The organism is Microvirga aerilata (assembly GCF_016743775.1).
GTDB lineage: Bacteria > Pseudomonadota > Alphaproteobacteria > Rhizobiales > Beijerinckiaceae > Microvirga > Microvirga aerilata.
The window spans coordinates 90,092-108,090 of sequence record NZ_JAEQMY010000011.1; the positions used below are offsets into that span (position 1 = coordinate 90,092).

General features: G+C 66.7%; 17 protein-coding genes. 10 read left to right on the top strand and 7 right to left on the bottom strand.

The window, feature by feature from the left end; translation table 11 throughout:
• Positions 1-3 precede the first annotated feature (3 nt).
• The 4 genes from JKG68_RS10090 to JKG68_RS10105 form a co-directional block, all read right to left on the bottom strand.
• A complete protein-coding gene (locus JKG68_RS10090; protein ID WP_202058873.1) occupies positions 4-2,076 on the bottom strand; it encodes a hypothetical protein in 2,073 nt (690 codons plus the stop codon).
• A gap of 190 nt (positions 2,077-2,266) precedes the next feature.
• On the bottom strand, positions 2,267-5,071 hold the full coding sequence (locus JKG68_RS10095; RefSeq protein ID WP_202058875.1) for a DUF4159 domain-containing protein: 2,805 nt from the start codon (positions 5,069-5,071) through the stop codon (positions 2,267-2,269).
• Between the two features lie 3 nt (positions 5,072-5,074).
• Entirely contained in the window at positions 5,075-6,001 is a 927-nt protein-coding gene (locus JKG68_RS10100; protein ID WP_202058877.1) for a DUF58 domain-containing protein, read from the bottom strand.
• Positions 6,002-6,011: 10 nt separating this feature from the next.
• A complete protein-coding gene (locus JKG68_RS10105) occupies positions 6,012-7,028 on the bottom strand; it encodes an AAA family ATPase (protein WP_202058879.1) in 1,017 nt (338 codons plus the stop codon).
• 201 nt (positions 7,029-7,229) lie between these two features.
• Here JKG68_RS10105 and JKG68_RS10110 point away from each other — a divergent pair, with 201 nt between their 5' ends.
• The 4 genes from JKG68_RS10110 to JKG68_RS10125 are packed head-to-tail and all read left to right on the top strand — an operon-like array spanning position 7,230 to position 9,965.
• A complete protein-coding gene (locus tag JKG68_RS10110) occupies positions 7,230-7,829 on the top strand; it encodes a DUF1285 domain-containing protein (protein WP_202058881.1) in 600 nt (199 codons plus the stop codon).
• The gene (locus JKG68_RS10115) at positions 7,829-8,467 is read left to right on the top strand and encodes a CoA pyrophosphatase (protein WP_202058883.1); all 639 of its coding nucleotides are present in this window, start codon (positions 7,829-7,831) and stop codon (positions 8,465-8,467) included. The genes JKG68_RS10110 and JKG68_RS10115 overlap by 1 nt, the downstream gene beginning before the upstream one ends.
• Entirely contained in the window at positions 8,464-8,721 is a 258-nt protein-coding gene (locus JKG68_RS10120) for a DUF6111 family protein (RefSeq protein WP_202058885.1), read from the top strand. Before JKG68_RS10115 ends, JKG68_RS10120 begins: the two co-directional genes overlap by 4 nt.
• Positions 8,721-9,965 carry a CCA tRNA nucleotidyltransferase gene (locus JKG68_RS10125; protein WP_202058887.1) on the top strand — a complete coding sequence of 415 codons (1,245 nt, stop codon included), beginning with the start codon at positions 8,721-8,723 and terminating at the stop codon, positions 9,963-9,965. The genes JKG68_RS10120 and JKG68_RS10125 overlap by 1 nt, the downstream gene beginning before the upstream one ends.
• Before the next feature lie 57 nt (positions 9,966-10,022).
• Here the strand turns inward: JKG68_RS10125 and hemF are convergent, their stop codons facing one another.
• Together hemF and JKG68_RS10135 are read right to left on the bottom strand one after the other, a co-directional pair.
• Positions 10,023-10,919 (bottom strand): oxygen-dependent coproporphyrinogen oxidase, encoded by an 897-nt coding sequence (hemF, locus tag JKG68_RS10130; protein WP_202058890.1) that lies wholly within the window; start codon positions 10,917-10,919, stop codon positions 10,023-10,025.
• 12 nt (positions 10,920-10,931) lie between these two features.
• On the bottom strand, positions 10,932-11,411 hold the full coding sequence (locus JKG68_RS10135; RefSeq protein ID WP_202058892.1) for a tRNA (cytidine(34)-2'-O)-methyltransferase: 480 nt from the start codon (positions 11,409-11,411) through the stop codon (positions 10,932-10,934).
• Between the two features lie 308 nt (positions 11,412-11,719).
• On the opposite strand from JKG68_RS10135, the gene petA reads away from it, so the two are divergent.
• From petA to JKG68_RS10165, 6 genes are all read left to right on the top strand, one after another.
• Entirely contained in the window at positions 11,720-12,286 is a 567-nt protein-coding gene (gene petA / locus JKG68_RS10140) for a ubiquinol-cytochrome c reductase iron-sulfur subunit (RefSeq protein ID WP_202058893.1), read from the top strand.
• Positions 12,287-12,309: 23 nt separating this feature from the next.
• Positions 12,310-13,590 carry a cytochrome b gene (locus JKG68_RS10145; RefSeq protein ID WP_202058895.1) on the top strand — a complete coding sequence of 427 codons (1,281 nt, stop codon included), beginning with the start codon at positions 12,310-12,312 and terminating at the stop codon, positions 13,588-13,590.
• A gap of 24 nt (positions 13,591-13,614) precedes the next feature.
• On the top strand, positions 13,615-14,499 hold the full coding sequence (locus JKG68_RS10150; protein WP_202058897.1) for a cytochrome c1: 885 nt from the start codon (positions 13,615-13,617) through the stop codon (positions 14,497-14,499).
• A gap of 74 nt (positions 14,500-14,573) precedes the next feature.
• Positions 14,574-15,182: a 2'-5' RNA ligase family protein gene (locus JKG68_RS10155; RefSeq protein ID WP_202058899.1), complete on the top strand. Its 609-nt coding sequence runs from the start codon at positions 14,574-14,576 to the stop codon at positions 15,180-15,182.
• Between the two features lie 114 nt (positions 15,183-15,296).
• Positions 15,297-16,172: an S-methyl-5'-thioadenosine phosphorylase gene (locus tag JKG68_RS10160; RefSeq protein WP_202058901.1), complete on the top strand. Its 876-nt coding sequence runs from the start codon at positions 15,297-15,299 to the stop codon at positions 16,170-16,172.
• Positions 16,173-16,249: 77 nt separating this feature from the next.
• Positions 16,250-16,795: an adenine phosphoribosyltransferase gene (locus JKG68_RS10165; RefSeq protein ID WP_202058903.1), complete on the top strand. Its 546-nt coding sequence runs from the start codon at positions 16,250-16,252 to the stop codon at positions 16,793-16,795.
• Positions 16,796-16,852: 57 nt separating this feature from the next.
• Here the strand turns inward: JKG68_RS10165 and JKG68_RS10170 are convergent, their stop codons facing one another.
• On the bottom strand, positions 16,853-17,860 hold the full coding sequence (locus JKG68_RS10170; protein ID WP_202058905.1) for a MaoC family dehydratase: 1,008 nt from the start codon (positions 17,858-17,860) through the stop codon (positions 16,853-16,855).
• Between the last annotated feature and the right edge of the window lie 139 nt (positions 17,861-17,999).

A 17,999-nucleotide genomic window follows, 5' to 3' on the forward strand; every position in this document is an offset into this window, starting at 1 on the left:
GCTTTACGCCCTGCGCCGTCCCTCGATCAGCCAGGCGGCGAGCGTCGAGCCGATCAGGAGCACAAGCCCCACGAAACCCAGCGCCATCGGGAAGACCGAGACGCCGCGCACGATGGCGCTGTCGCTGGGCTTGATGCCGATCCAGTCGCCGCCGGAGAAGCGCGTGCCGGAATGCACCGCGAGCAAGCGCGGCACCGTGATGCTCTGATCGCCCGCCATCGCCACCCGCCGCACGGATCCGCCTGTGGCCTCGGCGATAGGGGCGAGCGCCTCCGTGTTGCTGAACACCTCCATCAGCTCGCGCGGGTTCGCCGGTCCGATGCTCACGAAGGTGATGAGATCGCCCGAGCGCACCGTGTGCAGCCCAAGCTCGCGGCTTGCTACCTGAGCCGTGAACAGGCCGGGGCGCGTCTCGTTGAGCGGGATGCTGCTCTCGGCCCCGCTCGGCGCCACGAGGGTCGCAGGCGCGGCCGTCTCCTGCATGGTCTGCCGCTCGATGCGGATGTCCCTGCCTTGAGCGCTGGCGCGCAGCGCCTCCTCTTCGAGGGCAGGCTCCTTCATGAGCCAATGGGCGAGCCGGCGCAGGAGGTCGAGATGGGGCCCGCCCTCCTGATAGCCGCGCGCCCAGAGCCAGGCATGATCGGAGAGCAGGAGCGCCACGCGACCCTTGTCCTCCCGCCGCAGCACGAGGAGCGGCAACTCGTTGGCGCCCGACATCAGGGTCGAGCCCGATTGCACCTGGGAGCCGATGATGCGCAGCCACTCGCCCCAGGCCGGGGGCGATTGCTCGGAGCCCGGAAGGTCGCGGGTGACCGGGTGGCGCTCGCCCGTGTCGGTGATCTCGGCCTTGTAGGGCTGCTCAATGATGCTGCCGTTGGGCTGGCCGGGGATGATGGGGGCAAGGCGCGTCTGGGCGAGGCTGCCGTAGCTTGCGAATTCCGGGCCCGCCGCCACGAGGATCGCGCCGCCTTCGCGCACATAGCGCACGATGTTCTCGAAATAGCTGGAGGGCAGGATGCTCTGGTTGGCGTAGCGGTCGAAGATGATCAGGTCGAATTCCTTGATCTTCTGCTGGAACAGCTCGCGGGTCGGGAAGGCGATCAGCGAGAGCTCGTTGATCGGCGTGCCGTCCTGCTTCTCCGGCGGACGCAGGATCGTGAAGTGGACGAGGTCCACATTGGCATCCGATTTCAGGAGATTGCGCCAGGTGCGCTCGCCCGCATGCGGCTCGCCCGAAACCAGGAGGACGCGCAGCTTCTCGCGGATGCCCTCGATGGGAACGACGGCCCGGTTGTTGGCCTGGGTCAGCTCGTTGGGCAGGCCTTCGACTTCCAGCTCGACCACGTTGGTGCCGCCATGCTCGATGCGCACCTGAAGCGAGAAGGGGGTGTCGGCCCGCACCTGCTGGCGGCTGAGCACCTGACCGTCCCGGCGCACCGTCAGGAGCGCCGAGCCCGTGCCGCCGCGCTCCATCACCTGAGCCCGGATGGTCTGATCCTTGCCGACGATGCCGAAGCGCGGAGCCTCCAGCAGCTTGATCTGCCGGTCGCGCTCGTCAGGCCGTCCCGTGATGAGAGCATGAAGCGGCGCCTTGAAGCCAAGGCCCTCCACGGAGGGCGGAATGTCGTGGACCACGCCGTCGGTCACGAAGATCACGCCGGCCAGCCGGTCCGGCGGCACGTCCGCAAGCCCGTTGGACAGGGCCGCGAACAGCCGCGTCCCGTCGTCGCCGCTGCCGTCGTCCGCGTTGATGAAGCGAGGATCCACATCGGCCAGCGACCCGAAGCGGCGCTCCAGCTCGGCCCGCACCTGATCGGTCATGGGGGAGCGGTCGCCGAGCGTTTGGGAGCTGGAGCGGTCGATGACCACCGCCACGATGTCCTTCACCTTTTCCCGGTCCTCCTGCACCAGCGCCGGATTGGCCAGCGCCAGGAGAACGAGGCCAAGCGCCACGGCCCGGAGGATCGCCACGGGTCCGCGGGAGGCGAGCGCCAGGATCGCCAGCAGGGCCACGACGGCGCCGAGCGCCCAGAGGGCGTAATCGGGGATGAGCGGTGAGAAACTGATCGAAAGCAAACCGATCTCCTGCGCGTGGCTCAGGTTGAACTTGGGGTGTCATCCCCGGCGAGCGCAGCAAGGGAAGGGGATCTATAGCGCTGAGCCTGATCGTGGATTCCCTTCACCTTCGCTTCGCTTCGGCCGGGAATCACAAACCCTGCTTCGGCCCGAGCCACCGAAAGCCAGTCTTGTTTGAAAATGCCCATGCCTACTGCCCGAGCCGTTCGAGCAGGGCCGGCACATGCACCTGATCGGCCTTGTAGTTGCCGGTCAGCGCGTACATGACGATGTTGACGCCGCTGCGATACGAGAACTCCCGCTGCCGCTGGTCGCTGCCGACGATGGGATAAAGCCACTCGCCCCGCGCTCCCACCGCCCAGGCGGCCGCGAGATCGTTGGACGTGATGATGATCGGGGAGACGCCGTCGCCGGAGCGCGCCGGCCGGCTCTCCTCGCCCTCGGCCTGCGGCGGCAGGGCCTCGACCCAGGTCTGCCCCGTGGCATAGCGGCCCGGGAATGTGTCGAGGATGTAGAAGGTTTTCGTCAGCACGTGGTCGGCAGGAACGGGCTCGATCTCGGGGATGTCGAGTCCGGCCAGCATCCGGCGCAGGTATTGGCCCTCGGCGCTCATGGCTCCGTCGGGGCGGCTCCCGAAGGCGTCGCGCGTGTCGAAGATCACGGTGCCGCCGCCCTTCATGAAGGCGTCGAGGCGGCGGATGGCAGCCTCGGGCGGCATCGGCCGGTTGGCCACGATGGGCCAATAGATCAGCGGGTAGAAGGCAACCTCGTCCCGGGCCGGATCGATGCCGATGGGCTCGCCCGGGGACAGGGCCGTGCGCTGGCCCAGAACCTGCGTCAGGCCGGTCAGGCCCGCCTTGCTCGTCTCGTCGACCTGTGCGTCTCCCGTGACCACGTAAGCCAGGCGCGTCACGAGAGCGGGATTGGCGCTCTCGATGGCCATGGAGGACCGGCGGTCCTGCGCGCTCGCATCCGTGACAGGGTTGAAGAGCAGGAACGCCGTGAGCGCGATGGCGGCTGCAGCGCCTGCCCGGCGCAGGCGCCCGGAGAGGTTCGCCAGATGGCCGCCCAGCCAGAGGGACGCAAGGGTGTCGGCCACGAGAAGCAGCAGGGCCAGCATGAAGAGCGGCATGCGCAGGTCGATGGTCTGCGCCCCGGCAAGCGGCGCGATCCGGGGATTGAGCGAGGCGTAGTTCAAGGGCGCCAGCCGGTCGCTCTGTAGGAGAGCGTTGACCGCAAGGCTCGAATCCACCGGACCGTAGAAGCCCGGCGGATGCTCCAGGCGCGCCCGCTCCGTATAGGTGCGCGTCACCGCGCGGGCGGTGGCCGGGGGCGAGATGTAGATGCCGTAGCCGTCAAGCGTCAGTCGTGGGGCCACAGTCTCGTTCTCCGCGTTGCGCGCCTCCGCGTTCGTGTCGGTCGACGCACCGGCAAGGGCGGTGGTTCGGCGCAGCATGTCGACGAAGAGGCCCGACAGGGGCAGGTTCGACCAGGTGGTGTCGGCGGTCACGTGAAAGAGCACGACCAGCCCGTCGCCGCGCTTGTCCGCCGTGACGATGGGCGTGCCGTCGGCCAGCGACGCCCAGGTCTTGGCCGGCAGGTCGCCGTCCGGCTCGGCCAGGATCTGGCGGCGGATGCCGATTTCCTCCGGAACGGCGAGGCCGAAGAAGGGGCTTTCGCGGGTAAAGGCCGCGAAGGTCTTCGGCGTGTCCCAGGAGAGAGTTCCGCCCAGGCTGCGTCCGCCGCGGCGCAGGCGCACCGGCACGAGATCGTCGTTGCCGGCCGCAAGCCTCGAGCCTGCAAAGCGCAGCAGCATCCCGCCCTGTTCGACGAAGGCGGACACCTTGCCGAGGGTTTCCCGGTCGAGCCCGCCCACATCGGCCAGAACCAGGATGGAAACCTGCTCGTCGATGAGCTGGTTCACCGCATCGGCGACGCCGCCCCGGCCCGTGCGGATCTCCGAATAGGGCGCAAGGGCCCGCTCGATGTAGTAGAGCGGCGACAGGAGCGGCTGGGCCTGTTCCGAGGTGCCGCCGAACACGAGGCCGACCCGGCGGCGCTTGCCGCGTTCGTCGAGAAGATGGACTGCGCCGGCCGAGCCTTCCCCGATGATCTCGATGCGCGCGATGGCGTTGCGGATCTCGGTGGGCAGATCGAAGGCGACCGTGGTCTCGGTGGCGTTCGGGTCGAAGGAGAAGCGCATGTCCGCCAGCGGCAGGCTCTTCAGGTCGAGCGCGCGGACGAGGCCCGCATCGCGCCCGTTCGGCTCCGGCCGCACGAGCCTGACGTTGAGCTGGCCGCTGGCGTTCTCCACGCCCGCGATGGCCAGGGCCGGAGCGCGCTCCGCTTTGAGAACGGTGATCCGCTGCCCGCTCGCCATCTGCGCCAAACCATCGATGAAGCCTTGCCCGTCAACGCCCGCGACCCCGTCGCTGATCCAGACGATGTTGGCATCGGGCGTGGATTCCAGAAAACGCCTGACGGAATCCAGGTGGACCTGACGGTCCTGCAGGTGCGGCAGAGGTTTCAGGGAGCGCAGGCGCTCCAGGGCGGCGGCCGGGCTCGCCGGTTCGATGGCGGCAGGCACTTCCGCCGTTGCCATGAGGGCGACGGTGCGGCCGTCGCGTCCCGCCGCTTCGATCCGCTCGGAGGCGAGGTTCATGCGGTCGCGCCAGTCGTGGGCTGCGGCAAAGCCGTTGTCCAGGATGATGAGAAGCGGCGAGCGGTTGTTGTCTTCCGCCAGGGGATTCCAGATCGGGCCCGCGGCGGCGAGGATCAGGAACGCCGCCAGCAGCAGCCGGAGCAGCAGCAGCCACCAGGGGGTGCGGGCGGGCATCTCCTGCTCGGGCCGGAGGTCGGCCAGGATCTTGAGGGGCGGGAAGTCCACCCGCTTGGGCTGCGGCGGCGTGATGCGCAGCAGGAGCCAGATGGCCGGAAGGGCCGCGAGCGCCGTCAGGACGAGCGGGACGGCGAAGGTGAGGGGAAGGCCCAGCATGACCTAGCGCGCTCCCGTGTTGGTGCCGCGGGAGGTGGAAACGAGGGTCATGATGCGAAGCGCCGCCTCGCTGGCAGGCCGGTCGGTCCGGTGGATCGTGAGCGTCCAGCCGCGGCGGCGGGCCAGTTCCTGGAGCTCCGCCCGGTGCTGCTCGATGCGCGCCCGATACGCGCGCCCCCAGGACGCCGCGTCGCCGATCCTCAGGGAAACCCCGTCTTCGAGATCGTGCAGAACCGCCTGTCCCTGGAACGGGAAGGTCTCCTCGACGGGATCGACGATCATCACGAGGTGCCCTCGCGCCCCGCGGGACGAGATGCCCTCGACCATGGCGGCGATGTCACGCACGGGAGAGAGAAAATCGCTGACCAGGATGGCTTCGTGCTGGGGCGCCACGGGAGCCTGCGGGGGCAGGCTCTCCTCGAGGGACGTGCGGTCGGCCACCAGGGTCTGGGCCATGGTTTCCGCGATCCGCCGGGTGGCGCGAGGCGCCATGAGGCCCAGCATCCCCACCCGCTCCCCCGCCTCGACGAAGGTGTCGGCGAGAGCAAAGCCGAGCACGATGGCCCGTTCGATCTTGGGAGCCTGCGCCAGGTCCGAGGCGTAGCCCATGGAGGCGGAGCGGTCGATCCAGAACCAGATGGTCTGGGCGGTTTCCCATTCCCGCTCGCGCACATAGAGCCGGTCGTCCCGGCCCGAGCGGCGCCAGTCGATGCGCTGCGCGGCCTCTCCGGTCACGAAGGGCCGGAACTGCCAGAAGCTTTCGCCGGTGCCGGCGCGGCGGCGGCCATGGATGCCGTGGGCGAGATTTGCGGCGACGCGTCGGGCTTCCAGCACGAGACGCGGCATCCGGCTGGCCAGGGAGAGCGCGCTCTCCGTCTCAACGCGGCCCGGCGAGCGGGCGCTTTCGGGGAGGACCCGGGTACGGGCCATATGTAAAATCCTAGCCTGCCAGCCGCGAGGTGAGCCGGCCGATGACGCCCTTGAGCGTTTCTCCATCGGCGCGGGCGGAGAAGGTGAGCGCCATGCGGTGCTTGAGCACCGGCTCGGCCAGCGCCACCACATCGGCCAGCGAGGGCGCCACGCGGCCTTCGATGAGCGCGCGGGCGCGCACCGCCAGCATCAGGGCTTGGCTCGCGCGGGGGCCCGGTCCCCAGAGGACCTTGTCGGTGACGCCGTCCACCCGGTCGCCTTCTGGGCGGGCCGAGCGCACGAGGTCGAGGATCGCGTCGACCACGCTTTCGCCGACCGGCAGGCGGCGCACCAGGCGCTGGGCGTTCATGAGCGCCTCGGCATTCATCACGGTCACGGGCTTGCGGTCCTCCGCGCCCGTGGTCTCGATCAGGATGCGCCGCTCGGCTTCGCGGGTCGGATAGCCCACGTCGATCTCAAGGAGAAAGCGGTCGAGCTGGGCTTCGGGCAGCGGATAGGTGCCCTCCTGCTCGACGGGGTTCTGGGTTGCCAGCACGTGGAAGGGCTGGGGCAGGTCGTGCCGCTCGCCGCCCACGGACACATGGTGCTCCTGCATGGCCTGCAGCAGGGCCGACTGGGTACGCGGGCTCGCACGGTTGATCTCGTCCGCCATGAGAAGCTGGGCGAAGACGGGGCCTTTCACGAAGCGGAAGGAGCGGCGGCGGTCGGCGCCCTCGTCCAGAATCTCGGAGCCCAGGATGTCGGAGGGCATCAGGTCGGGGGTGAACTGGATGCGGCGGGCGTCGAGCCCGAGCACGGTGCCGAGCGTGTCGACGAGCTTGGTCTTCGCCAGGCCCGGAACGCCCACGAGAAGCCCGTGACCGCCGGCGAGAAGCGTGATGAGCGTCAGGTCGACCACGTCCTCCTGGCCGAAGATGACCGTGTGAATGGCCTCCCGGGCGCGGCCTACAGTCTCAAGCGTTGCCTCCGCGTTGCGGATGATCGCGTCGTCCAGGGCGGTAGGCGCTTGAGCAATGCTGGCCGTCATGAGGTCATTCTCCCTCTTCTTCGCAATTGCCCCCGGTAGCTAGTCTGCCTTTGATCCGCGTCGATAAGCAAGGGTCGATGCGCCGCAGCACTTGATCGATATGGAGTGGACGATACAGCCAGGGACTCTATTCTCTAGGAAGTAGCAATTGCCCGCCGTTCGTCGATCCTCAATTTAGAAAATAGTGTTCACGCTTGCGTCATGACCGATTCCTCAATCCCACATCCTGGAAGCGCCCTGGCCCGCCTGACGGAGGCGCTCGGTGCCGACGCCAAGCAAAAAGGGCCGCCGCCGGTGGAGCGCTGGAACCCGCCCTATTGCGGCGAGATCGACATGCGCATCGCGGCCGACGGCACGTGGCATTACATGGGCTCGCCCATCAACAGGCCCGCCCTCGTCCGGCTGTTCTCGACGGTCCTGCGCAAGGACCCGGAGCGCCATGTGCTCGTCACCCCCGTCGAAAGGGTCGGGATCGCCGTCGACGACGCGCCTTTCCTGGCGGTCGAAATGGCCGTTGAAGGTGACGGAAGGGATCGCCAGATCGCCTTTCGCACCAATGTGGACGATCTGGTCCAGGTTGGCCCGGAGCATCCGCTGCGCTTCGACAAGGATGCCCATGGGGGCGTGAAGCCTTATGTGAAGGTCCGGGGGGAACTTTGGGCCCTGGTGACGCGCACGCTTGCGCTCGATCTGATCGCGTTGGGCGAGGAAACGCACGTGGAAGGTGCTGCCACTTTCGGCGTCACATCAAACGGCATGTTCTTCCACATCGCTTCCATCTCCGAGCTGGGCGAGCGTTGATGCGGCTTGCCCTCCACGACATGCCGGATTTCCTGACGCTGGCAGCGGAACGCCTGCGGCCCGAGCCCCCGGATCCCGACGAGGCCCTGGCCAATCCGCGCGGCGACCACAGCCTCGACGATGTGCCTCTCGCCCATCCCCTGCAGCCCAAGCCCGCGGCGGTTCTGGTCCCGGTGGTCATGCGCGAGCAGCCGACCCTGCTCCTGACCGAGCGTTCCTCGCAGCTGCGCCAGCATTCGGGGCAGATCGCCTTTCCGGGCGGGCGGGTCGATCCGACGGATCCCTCCATCCTGGCGGCGGCCTGCCGCGAGGCCCAGGAGGAGATCGGCCTGGACAGGCGCTTCATCGGCCTGCTCGGATATCTCGATGCGTACTTGTCCACCACGAACTACCTGGTGATGCCGGTGGTCGCGCGGGTCTCCCCGTCCTACACGCTCGACCTGAACGCGGACGAGGTCGCCGATACCTTCGAGGTGCCGCTCAGTTTTCTCATGGACCCGGCCCGCCACGAGCTCCATTCCCGCGAATGGAAGGGCAGGCTTCGCCGCTACTATGCAATGCCCTATGAGGGGCGCTACATCTGGGGCGTGACGGCGGGCATCATCCGCAATCTGTACGAGAGGCTCTACACGCCATGACACGGGCGATCATTCAGGGTTTGGCGCTGTTCCTCCTGCCCTTCGTTCTCTTTGCGCTTTATCTCGTCATCCGCCGCCGCAATCCGCTGATCTGGTCTCATTGGAGCGACCAATCCACCTGGCTCACCATTGCGGGCTTGAGCTTCGTCGTCATGTCCCTCGTGGCCACCGCCCTTCTGGCGGAGCATGAGACCGGCGCATACGTGCCGACGCGCGTCGAAAACGGACGGGTCATTCCAGGGCACTTCGAGTAATGGACATCCTCGACCGACAGGCTCTCGCAAGCCTTCTCGAGCGCCCCCAACTCCGCCGCCTTCTGGAGGCCTTCAATGGCGGCGGGGAAGAGACCCGCATCGTGGGCGGCGCCGTGCGCAATGCCCTGCTGGGCCGGCCGGTGACGGAGGTGGATTGCACCACCACCATGCTTCCCGAAGCCACGGTGGAGCGGGCCAGGGCTGCCGGCTTCAAGGCCGTTCCGACCGGCATCGAGCATGGCACGATCACGGTGATCGTCGCCGGGGAGCCCTTCGAGATCACCACCCTGCGCGAGGACGTGGAAACGGACGGGCGTCATGCGGTGGTGCATTTCGGCCGCGACTTCGTGCTCGACGCCAAGCGGCGCGACTTCACCATCAACGCCCTGTCGCTCGGCCTCGACGGGCGGCTCCACGACTACACCGACGGCATGGCGGATCTGGCGGCCCGGCGCGTGCGCTTCATCGGCGAGGCGCGCACCCGCATCCGCGAGGATTACTTGAGGATCATGCGCTTCTTCCGCTTCCATGCGGAATATGCGCAAGGCGATCCCGACCCGGAGGGGCTTGCCGCCTCCGGCGCCGAGCGGCACGGCCTTGCGATCCTCTCGAAGGAGAGAGTTCGGCATGAGCTGATGAGGCTGCTCGTGGCCCGCCGGGCAGAGGACACGATCGGGGTTCTGGCCGACCACGGCTTCCTCACCTGGCTTCTGGGCGGCGCGGCCGAATTCGGCCGCCTCAGCCGGGTGGCCGCCGATGACGAGACCGGGCCTGTGCCGGTCTGGCGCTTGGCGGCGCTCGCGGTGATGGTCGCAGAGGACGCAGACCGGCTGCGGGAACATCTGAGGCTCTCCAACGACGAGCACAAGAAGCTCGCCGCCTATGGGCGGCTTCTCGGCCTTATCAAGACATGGGGGCTGCCATTGAACGCCTTGGCCATCCGCCGCCTCGTGGCGGAGCATGGGCCTGAGCTTCTCGGCATCGTTTTGGCGGCAACGACCAGGGAGCCATTGCCCATCGTCCATGAGGAGGCTCGGGAGGCGCTCGAGCTTTTCCGCAAGGGTGCCGAGCCTCTGCCGGTCTTTCCCTTGCGGGGAGCCGATCTCCTTGAGAGTGGGGTTCCAAAAGGCCCTAAAGTGGGCGAGTTGCTCGCCCGGGCCCGTCAGGCCTGGCTGGCGGAAGGCTGCCGGATGGATGAAGGCTACGCAGGGGAACTGCTCCGGCGGGTTCTGGAGCAGGCTTAGGTTCTCCTCAAGGCGCCATCCCGGACGCGGGGCAGCGTCGGGTGACAGCGTGGCCTCTCATGGCCACCTCACCGTCGGCGGCATGGAGGAGAGGATCGAGGCGATGTTGCCTCCGGTCTTCAGGCCGAAGATGGTGCCCCGGTCGTAGAGCAGGTTGAACTCCACGTAACGTCCGCGGCGGACCTGCTGCTCGATCCGGTCCACCTCCGTCCAGGGCTTGGGGGCGTTACGCCGAACGATATCCGGATAGATCTTGAGGAAGGCCTCGCCCACGTTGCGGGTGAAGGTGAAGTCCTCGTCAGGGTTTCCCGTCCAGTGATAGTCGTAGAAGATGCCGCCGATGCCCCGCGGCTCGTTGCGGTGCTTCAAGAAGAAGTACTCGTCGCACCACTTCTTATAACGGTCGTAGGAGCCCTCCGGCGCATGAGCCCGGCAAGCCTCCTCCATGGCGCCGTGGAAGGCGACGGTGTCAGGATCGTCCTGGGTGCGCCTCCGGTCGAGCACGGGGGTGAGGTCCGCGCCGCCGCCGAACCACGGCTTGGTGGTCACCACGAAGCGGGTGTTCATGTGGACCGTTGGAACGTTCGGATTCCAGGGATGGGCGATCAGCGAGATCCCGCCTGCCCAGAAGCGCGGGTCCTGATCGGAGCCCGGGATCTGGCCGCGGAACTCCGGCGCGAACTCCCCATGCACCGTCGAGACGTGGACGCCTACCTTCTCGAACACCCGGCCCCGCATCATGGACATGACACCCCCGCCGCCGGGATTGCCGCTTTGGTCCTTGCGCTCCCAGGGGGTGCGCTCGAACCGGCCGGGCTCCTGGGCTTCCGGGGGGAGGGGAGCCGTCACCTCATCCTCCAGCGCCTCGAAGGCGGCGCAGATCCGGTCGCGCAGGAGAGCAAACCAGACAGGCGCCTCTTTTTGCAGGCGTTCGACGGCGTCTTGATCGGTCATGATGGTCTCGCGTCAAATCTGTGAACGGGCTGGGGCGGGGAACGAACGGGTCTGCCGCAGGGCCTCCCCGAGGATCATGGCGGCCGTGACCGCCACGTTGAGGGACCGCATGCCCTCCTGCATGGGGATGAAGACCCTCGCGTCGGCCACCTGGTGGACCTCGTCCGGGACCCCTGCGGATTCGCGCCCGACCAGGATGATGTCCTGAGGCTCATAGGCGAAGTCCGCATAGGGGATCGCGCCCTTGGTGGTGGCCAGCACCAGCCGGCCCCCGGCATCCTGGCGCCAGGCCTCGAAGCTGCGCCAGGAGATGTGGCGGGCGATCGCCGCATGGTTGAGATAATCCATGCCTGAGCGGCGAAGGTTCCTGTCGGACACGTCGAAGGCCGCAGGTTCGATGATCTCCACCGGCACGCCGAGGCAGGCGGCCAGCCGCAGCATGGTGCCGGTGTTCTGCGGAATGTCCGGCTGATAGATGGCAAGTCGGGGCATGCAATCCGTCATCGGGGCAATATGCCTTCCCGTCAAGGGAGCGTTCGCTTCCCCTGCAGGACCGGCGCAACCCCTTATGCGGCTTGAGCCCCGGTGTCCTGCCGTCCGCGATGGAGCGGCAATTTGAGCCACAGGCTGGAACAACTCCAATCCGGCTATGGACAGGCGGGCTTGACCGTGCCAAAGAGCCACCGCGCGGCGACTCCCAGTCGCATTGCGCGCGCGTAGACGCGTTCCATATCGGAGCTTGTGCGCCGAATGTCTGGGTTACCAAGGCATTGCCGACGCGCGGTTCTCGTTTTTGATCAATGCTGGAGAGCCAAGTGGCCGAGACCACCACTCATGTCGCTGAGCCGACACGGCGAGATTTCCTTTACATCGCCACGGGCGCTGCTGCCGCTGTCGGCGGGGCAACCTTGGTATGGCCCTTTGTTCAGTCCCTGGCGCCGGATGCGGCGACGGTGGCGGCCGGCGCTCCCGTCGAGGTCGACCTGACGCCGATCGCCGAAGGCCAGATCGTCAAGGTCTTCTGGCGCGGCAGGCTGATCTTCATCCGGCACCGCACCCCGGACGAGGTCAAGTCTGCCGGAGATGTGAATGTTGCATCCCTGCGCGATCCCCAGTCCGACGCCGAGCGCGTGAAGGACGGCAAGGCCCAGTGGCTCGTCGTCTACGGCAACTGCACTCATCTGGGCTGCGTGCCGCTGGGCCAGCAGGGTGAATACAAGGGCTGGTTCTGCCCCTGCCACGGCTCGGTCTTCGATACGTCCGGTCGCGTCCGCGGCGGCCCGGCTCCGACCAACCTGCCGATCCCCTCCTATACCTTCGTGTCCGATACAAAGATCATTATCGGTCAAGAAGAAGCCACGGCGTAACCATCCGCGATCAGGCGACATCCATGAGCCAACATCCCACCACCTACGTTCCCCAGAGCGCCTTCGGCAAATGGTTCGAGAGCCGTCTGCCGATCGCAGGTCTCGTCCATTCCTCGTTCATCGCCTTTCCGGTGCCGCGGAACCTGACCTATTTCTGGACCTTCGGCGCCATCCTGGTCTTCATGCTCGTCTCCCAGATCGTGACGGGCGTGTTCCTGGCCATGTACTACACGCCGAATGCCGACCTGGCCTTCCAGTCCGTCGAGCACATCATGCGCGACGTGAACTACGGCTGGCTGCTGCGGTATCTGCACGCCAACGGCGCGTCGATGTTCTTCATCGCCGTCTACCTCCACATCTTCCGGAACTTCTACTACGGCTCCTACAAGGCGCCCCGTGAGGTTCTGTACATCCTCGGCGTGATCATCTTCATCCTCATGATGTCGACGGCCTTCATGGGCTACGTGCTTCCCTGGGGCCAGATGAGCTTCTGGGGCGCCACCGTGATCACCAACCTGTTCTCGGCGATCCCGCTCGTGGGCGAGACCATCGTGAGCTTCCTGTGGGGTGGTTACGCCGTCGGCAACCCGACGCTGAACCGCTTCTTCTCCCTGCACTACCTGCTGCCCTTCATGACCCTGGGGGTCGTGATCCTGCACATCTGGGCTCTGCACGTGCCGGGCCAGAACAACCCGACCGGCATTCCGATCAAGTCGGGCAAGGACGCGGTTCCGTTCACTCCCTACGCCACGATCAAGGACATCTTCGCCGTCGTCGTGTTCATGATCTTCTTCGCCTGGTGGGTGTTCTACATCCCGAATTATCTCGGCCATGCGGACAACTACATCCCGGCGAATCCTGCCGTGACCCCCGCGCATATCGTGCCCGAGTGGTACTTCCTGCCCTTCTACGCCATCCTGCGCGCCATTCCGGACAAGCTCGGCGGCGTCATCGCGATGTTCTCGGCCATCATAATCTGGGTCTTCATGCCCTGGCTCGATACCTCGAAGGTGCGCTCCACCGCCTACCGTCCGCTCTACAAGCAGTTCTTCTGGGTCTTCGTGGCCGTCTGCGTGCTGCTCGGATGGCTGGGCTCGAAGCCGGCGGAGGGCTACTACACCCTCGCGGCCCAGATCTGCACCGTCTACTACTTCGCCCACTTCCTGATCGTGCTGCCGGTGCTCGGCTTCGTCGAGCGTCCGCTGCCGCTGCCGAATTCGATCCTCGAATCCGTCATGGGCGTGCAGAAGGGCGGAGCCGGCATTCCGGCCGGCGCCAATGCCGAGCCGCAGTCCAAGGGCTAAGAGCGAGCGTTGAGGAACACCATTATGATGAAGCGTACTCTTCTCATCGCCGCTGCCCTCCTGGGTCTCTCCGCTCCGGCTTTTGCCGCCGGCGAGACCCCGGTCCCGCCGCAGCTCAAGTGGAGCTTCCAGGGCCCGTTCGGCACCTTCGACCGGGCTCAGCTCCAGCGCGGCTTCAAAGTTTACCGGGAGGTTTGCGCCTCCTGCCACGGCCTGAGCTACATCGCCTTCCGCAACCTGTCGCAGCCCGGTGGCCCGGAATTCTCCGAGGCACAGGTTCGCGCGCTTGCGGCGGAATACAAGATCCAGGACGGCCCGAACGACGCGGGCGACATGTTCGAGCGTCCCGGCCGCGCGGCCGACCGCTTCCCGTCCCCGTTCCCCAACGAGAACGCGGCGGCGGCGGCAAACGGCGGCAAGGCTCCGCCGGACCTGTCCCTGATGGCCAAGGCCCGCACCTACGAGCGCGGCTTCCCCTGGTTCATCACCGACGTGTTCCGTCAGTATTCGGAGAACGGCGCGGATTACCTCGTGGCCCTGCTCAACGGCTACCATGAGCCCCCGCAGGGCTTCCAGGTTCCGGCCGGCGGCCACTACAACGAGTACTATCCGGGCCACGTGATCGCGATGCCCAAGCCCCTGAGCGACGGTCAGGTCGAGTATCCGAAGAACGAGGCCGGCCAGCCGCAGGTGCCGGAGACGGTCGACCAGTATGCCCGCGACGTGACGGCGTTCCTCACCTGGACGGCGGAGCCGCACCTCGAGGCCCGCAAGCGCCTCGGCTTCCAGGTCATCCTGTTCCTGCTCGTTCTGGCAGGCCTGCTCTACTTCACCAAGAAGAAGATCTGGGCTCGCGTGGGTGGCGAGGTCGAAGGCCACGCCACGCCTCCGATGACCCACAATCCGTAAAACGATCAAGGCCCCGCTCCGGGGCCTTTTTCTTTTCGGGTGACACCCTGTGACGCCAGCCCTATGTGGGTGCCATGTTGCAGACGATCCCCGATGACATCTGGGCCCAGCCCTGTCTCGCCTATCATGTCCAGCCCAGCCTGGATCCCGAAACCCGGGACGCCTTCGAGAGCGTGCAGCGCGCCATTGCCGATGCGTGGCCGGAGCCCTTGCATGTGGGGCCCAAGCACGGGCTGCATGTGACCGTCTATCCGCTGGTTCCCGTGAAGGGAGATTTCGACAAGGAGGCCTATTGGCGGCGCATCTCCCAGCCCAGCCAAAACCTCCTGGAGGAACTGTGCCGCGGCCGCCGGCCCCTGGAGCTGCGCTTCTCCCGCCTCAAGGTCACCGATACCGCCATCATCGTGACGGCAACGGACGAAACAGATCTCATCGAAGCCATCCGCAGCAGGATCGTCAGCGATATCCCCCCGCCTCCGGGTCACAAGCCGCTCATCTACGATCTGATCCACTCGACCCTGGCACGATACCGGACGAAGGCCCGAATCCCGAAGGAGGCGGTCGAACGCATCGAGAGCCTGCCCGTTTCCATCACGGCGCCGGTGTCGCGCATCAGGCTGGTTCGCGAGACGCTCTTCCCCTGCCTCGAGACGGACCAGATCGCTTCGATCCCGCTGGGCTGAGGCCGGAGCGCGGATTTATGGTGGGACCGGGGGAGGCTTGGGGCCAGGGGAGGCTTGGGGCCAGGCCCTTCCTCGTCTAAGAGAAACCGAGAGAACCCGGCAGGCGAGGGCGAAATGACGAAGGCGGTTCTGGGCATTATCGGCGGATCGGGAGTCTACGACCTCCCTGGGCTTGAGGACATGCGCGAGGAGCGGGTCGCCTCTCCCTGGGGCGAGCCCTCGGACGTGCTGCGCGTCGGCCGCATCGGCGACACCCCCATTGCGTTCCTGCCCCGCCATGGGCGCGGACATCGTCTATCGCCCTCAGACATCAACTACAGGGCCAATATCGACGTGATGAAGCGGGCCGGCGTCACCGATCTGATCTCGGTTTCCGCCTGCGGCTCCTTCAAGAACGAGTACCATCCGGGCTTCTTCGTGCTGGTGGACCAATACGTCGACCGCACCCACAGGCGTGAGAACTCCTTCTTCGGCCGGGGCTGCGTCGCCCACGTGCCCATGGCACACCCGGTCGGCCCACTGCTGCAGGAGCGCATCGCCAGCGCGGCCGTGGCGGAGGGCATTCCGTTCACCCTGGGCGGCACGCTGGTGTGCATCGAAGGCCCGCAATTTTCCACCTATGCCGAGTCGATCACCTACAAGCATCTCGGCTACGACGTGATCGGCATGACCGCGATGCCGGAGGCCAAGCTCGCCCGCGAGGCCGAGATCACCTATGCGACCATCGCCATGGTGACGGATTACGATTGCTGGCATCCCGACCACGAGGACGTGGACGTGGCAGCCGTCGTCGCCGTGGCGCAGCAGAACGCCGCCAAGGTCGCTCGCCTGATCGCCCGCGTTGCCAAGAGCTTCCCGGCCGAGCATGAGCCATGCCCCGTCCGGTCCGACCGGGCCCTCGACGGCGCCATCATGACTGCCCCTTCGGCGCAGGATCCCGAATTGCTGAAGAAGTTGGACGCGGTGGCCGGTCGGGTGCTTAACCTTTGAAAAGGTGATCGCTGGCTAGTTGCGCTCACAGCCCCTACAGACCCATCTTCAATCAATACTCAGGCAGGCTTGAACCCATGGACCAGCGTCTCCTCACCGACTTGAAGGCTGCGATCCGCTCGATCCCGGATTACCCGAAGCCCGGCATCGTCTTCCGGGACATCACGACCCTGCTCGGCGACGCGCGGGCCTTCCGGCGCTCCGTGGACGAGCTCGTTCATCCCTTCGCGGGCGGGCGCATCGACAAGGTGGCGGGCATCGAGGCTCGCGGGTTCATCCTGGGCGGGGCCATCGCCCACCAGCTCTCGTCCGGCTTCGTGCCGATCCGCAAGAAGGGCAAGCTGCCCCACGAGACGGTTCGGATCGCCTATTCGCTCGAATACGGCGTCGACGAAATGGAAATCCACACGGATGCCATCGGGCAGGGCGAGCGCGTAGTCCTCGTGGACGATCTCATCGCCACCGGCGGCACGGCGGTCGCCGCCACCCAGCTCCTGCGCCAGATGGGCGCCAACATCGTGGCCGCCTGCTTCATCATCGACCTGCCGGATCTCGGCGGTGCCCGGAAGCTGCGCGACCTCGGCGTCGAGGTGCGCAGCCTCGTGAGCTTCGAGGGGCATTGAGTCCAGAGGTGATCATCCCCGGCCTGCGGCCGCCGGGAACAACAGACCAAGATCGGCTCAGTCCCGCCGCTCCCAAAACACCATGCCGTCGAAGGAAAAGACCTCCTCGCCGTGCTGGTTCGTGCCGGTGTTGTGGTGGAACACCAGTCCCCAGCCTGGGCGCGAGGCGGAGGCGCGCTTGGCCGTCACGGTGGTGCGGTAGGTGATCGTGTCGCCCGCATAAACAGGCTTCAGCCATTTCAGGTTGCTGAAGCCCGGCGAAGGGCCGAGCCGGGCGGGCCGTTCGCCGCGGGCTAGGGCATGGGCGCGGATGCGGTCGCGGTAGCCGACCATATGCTTCATCCACACGCTCGCCGTATGCCATCCCGAGGCGCAGAGCCCCCCGAACAGGCTGTGCTTGGCGGCCTCCGCATCCACGTGAAACGGCTGCGGGTCGAACTGCCTGGCAAAGCCGATGATGTCGTCGGGCAGGAAGGTGTAGGCGCCCAGCTCCTCGGTCTCGCCGATGACGAGGTCCTCGAAATAGGGGTTGACGGAGACGGGCGGAGCCTCCCGCTGCGGCATGGAGGCGGGTAGGGCATCCGTAGCGGCCGACATGGTGCGATCCTCGCCCGTGAAGGGCTCGGCGTCGCGGGTTGCGAACATCACCCAGTTGGTCTGGGTCAGCACGGTCTCGTCCGCCTGATTGATCATGTCGAAGTGAAAGCGCACAAGACCCAGGGTCGGCCTGCTCTTGGACGGCCGGCTTTCCAGAACCGTCATGCGGGAGCGCAAGGTGTCGCCCGGCAGGACGGGCTTCACCCATTTGACCTCCTCGATCCCCGGTGCACCCATCGAGGAGGCATCCAGAAGCAAGCCTTCGGCCACGAGGCGCATGTTGAGGCTGCAGGTGTGCCAGCCCGAGGCGATCAGGGTGCCGATGAAGCTGTCCTTGGCGGCGGCCTCGTCCACATGGAAGGGCTGGGCATCGTATTCCCGTGCGAAGGCCAGGATGTCCTCCTTCGACACATGAAGGGGCCCGAGGGTTTGAGCGAAGCCGACCGGCAGGTCTTCGAAGGTGCGCATGAGCAATCCCCTGTTCAGGGCTTGGCCTAACACAACGGGCCTCCCGATGGGAGGCCCGCCTCAGTGTGATGGGCCCTGCTTTAAGGGCAGGGATCGCAACTCTAGGGATGTTCCCGCCTGCGTGGGGACATCTCCCTAT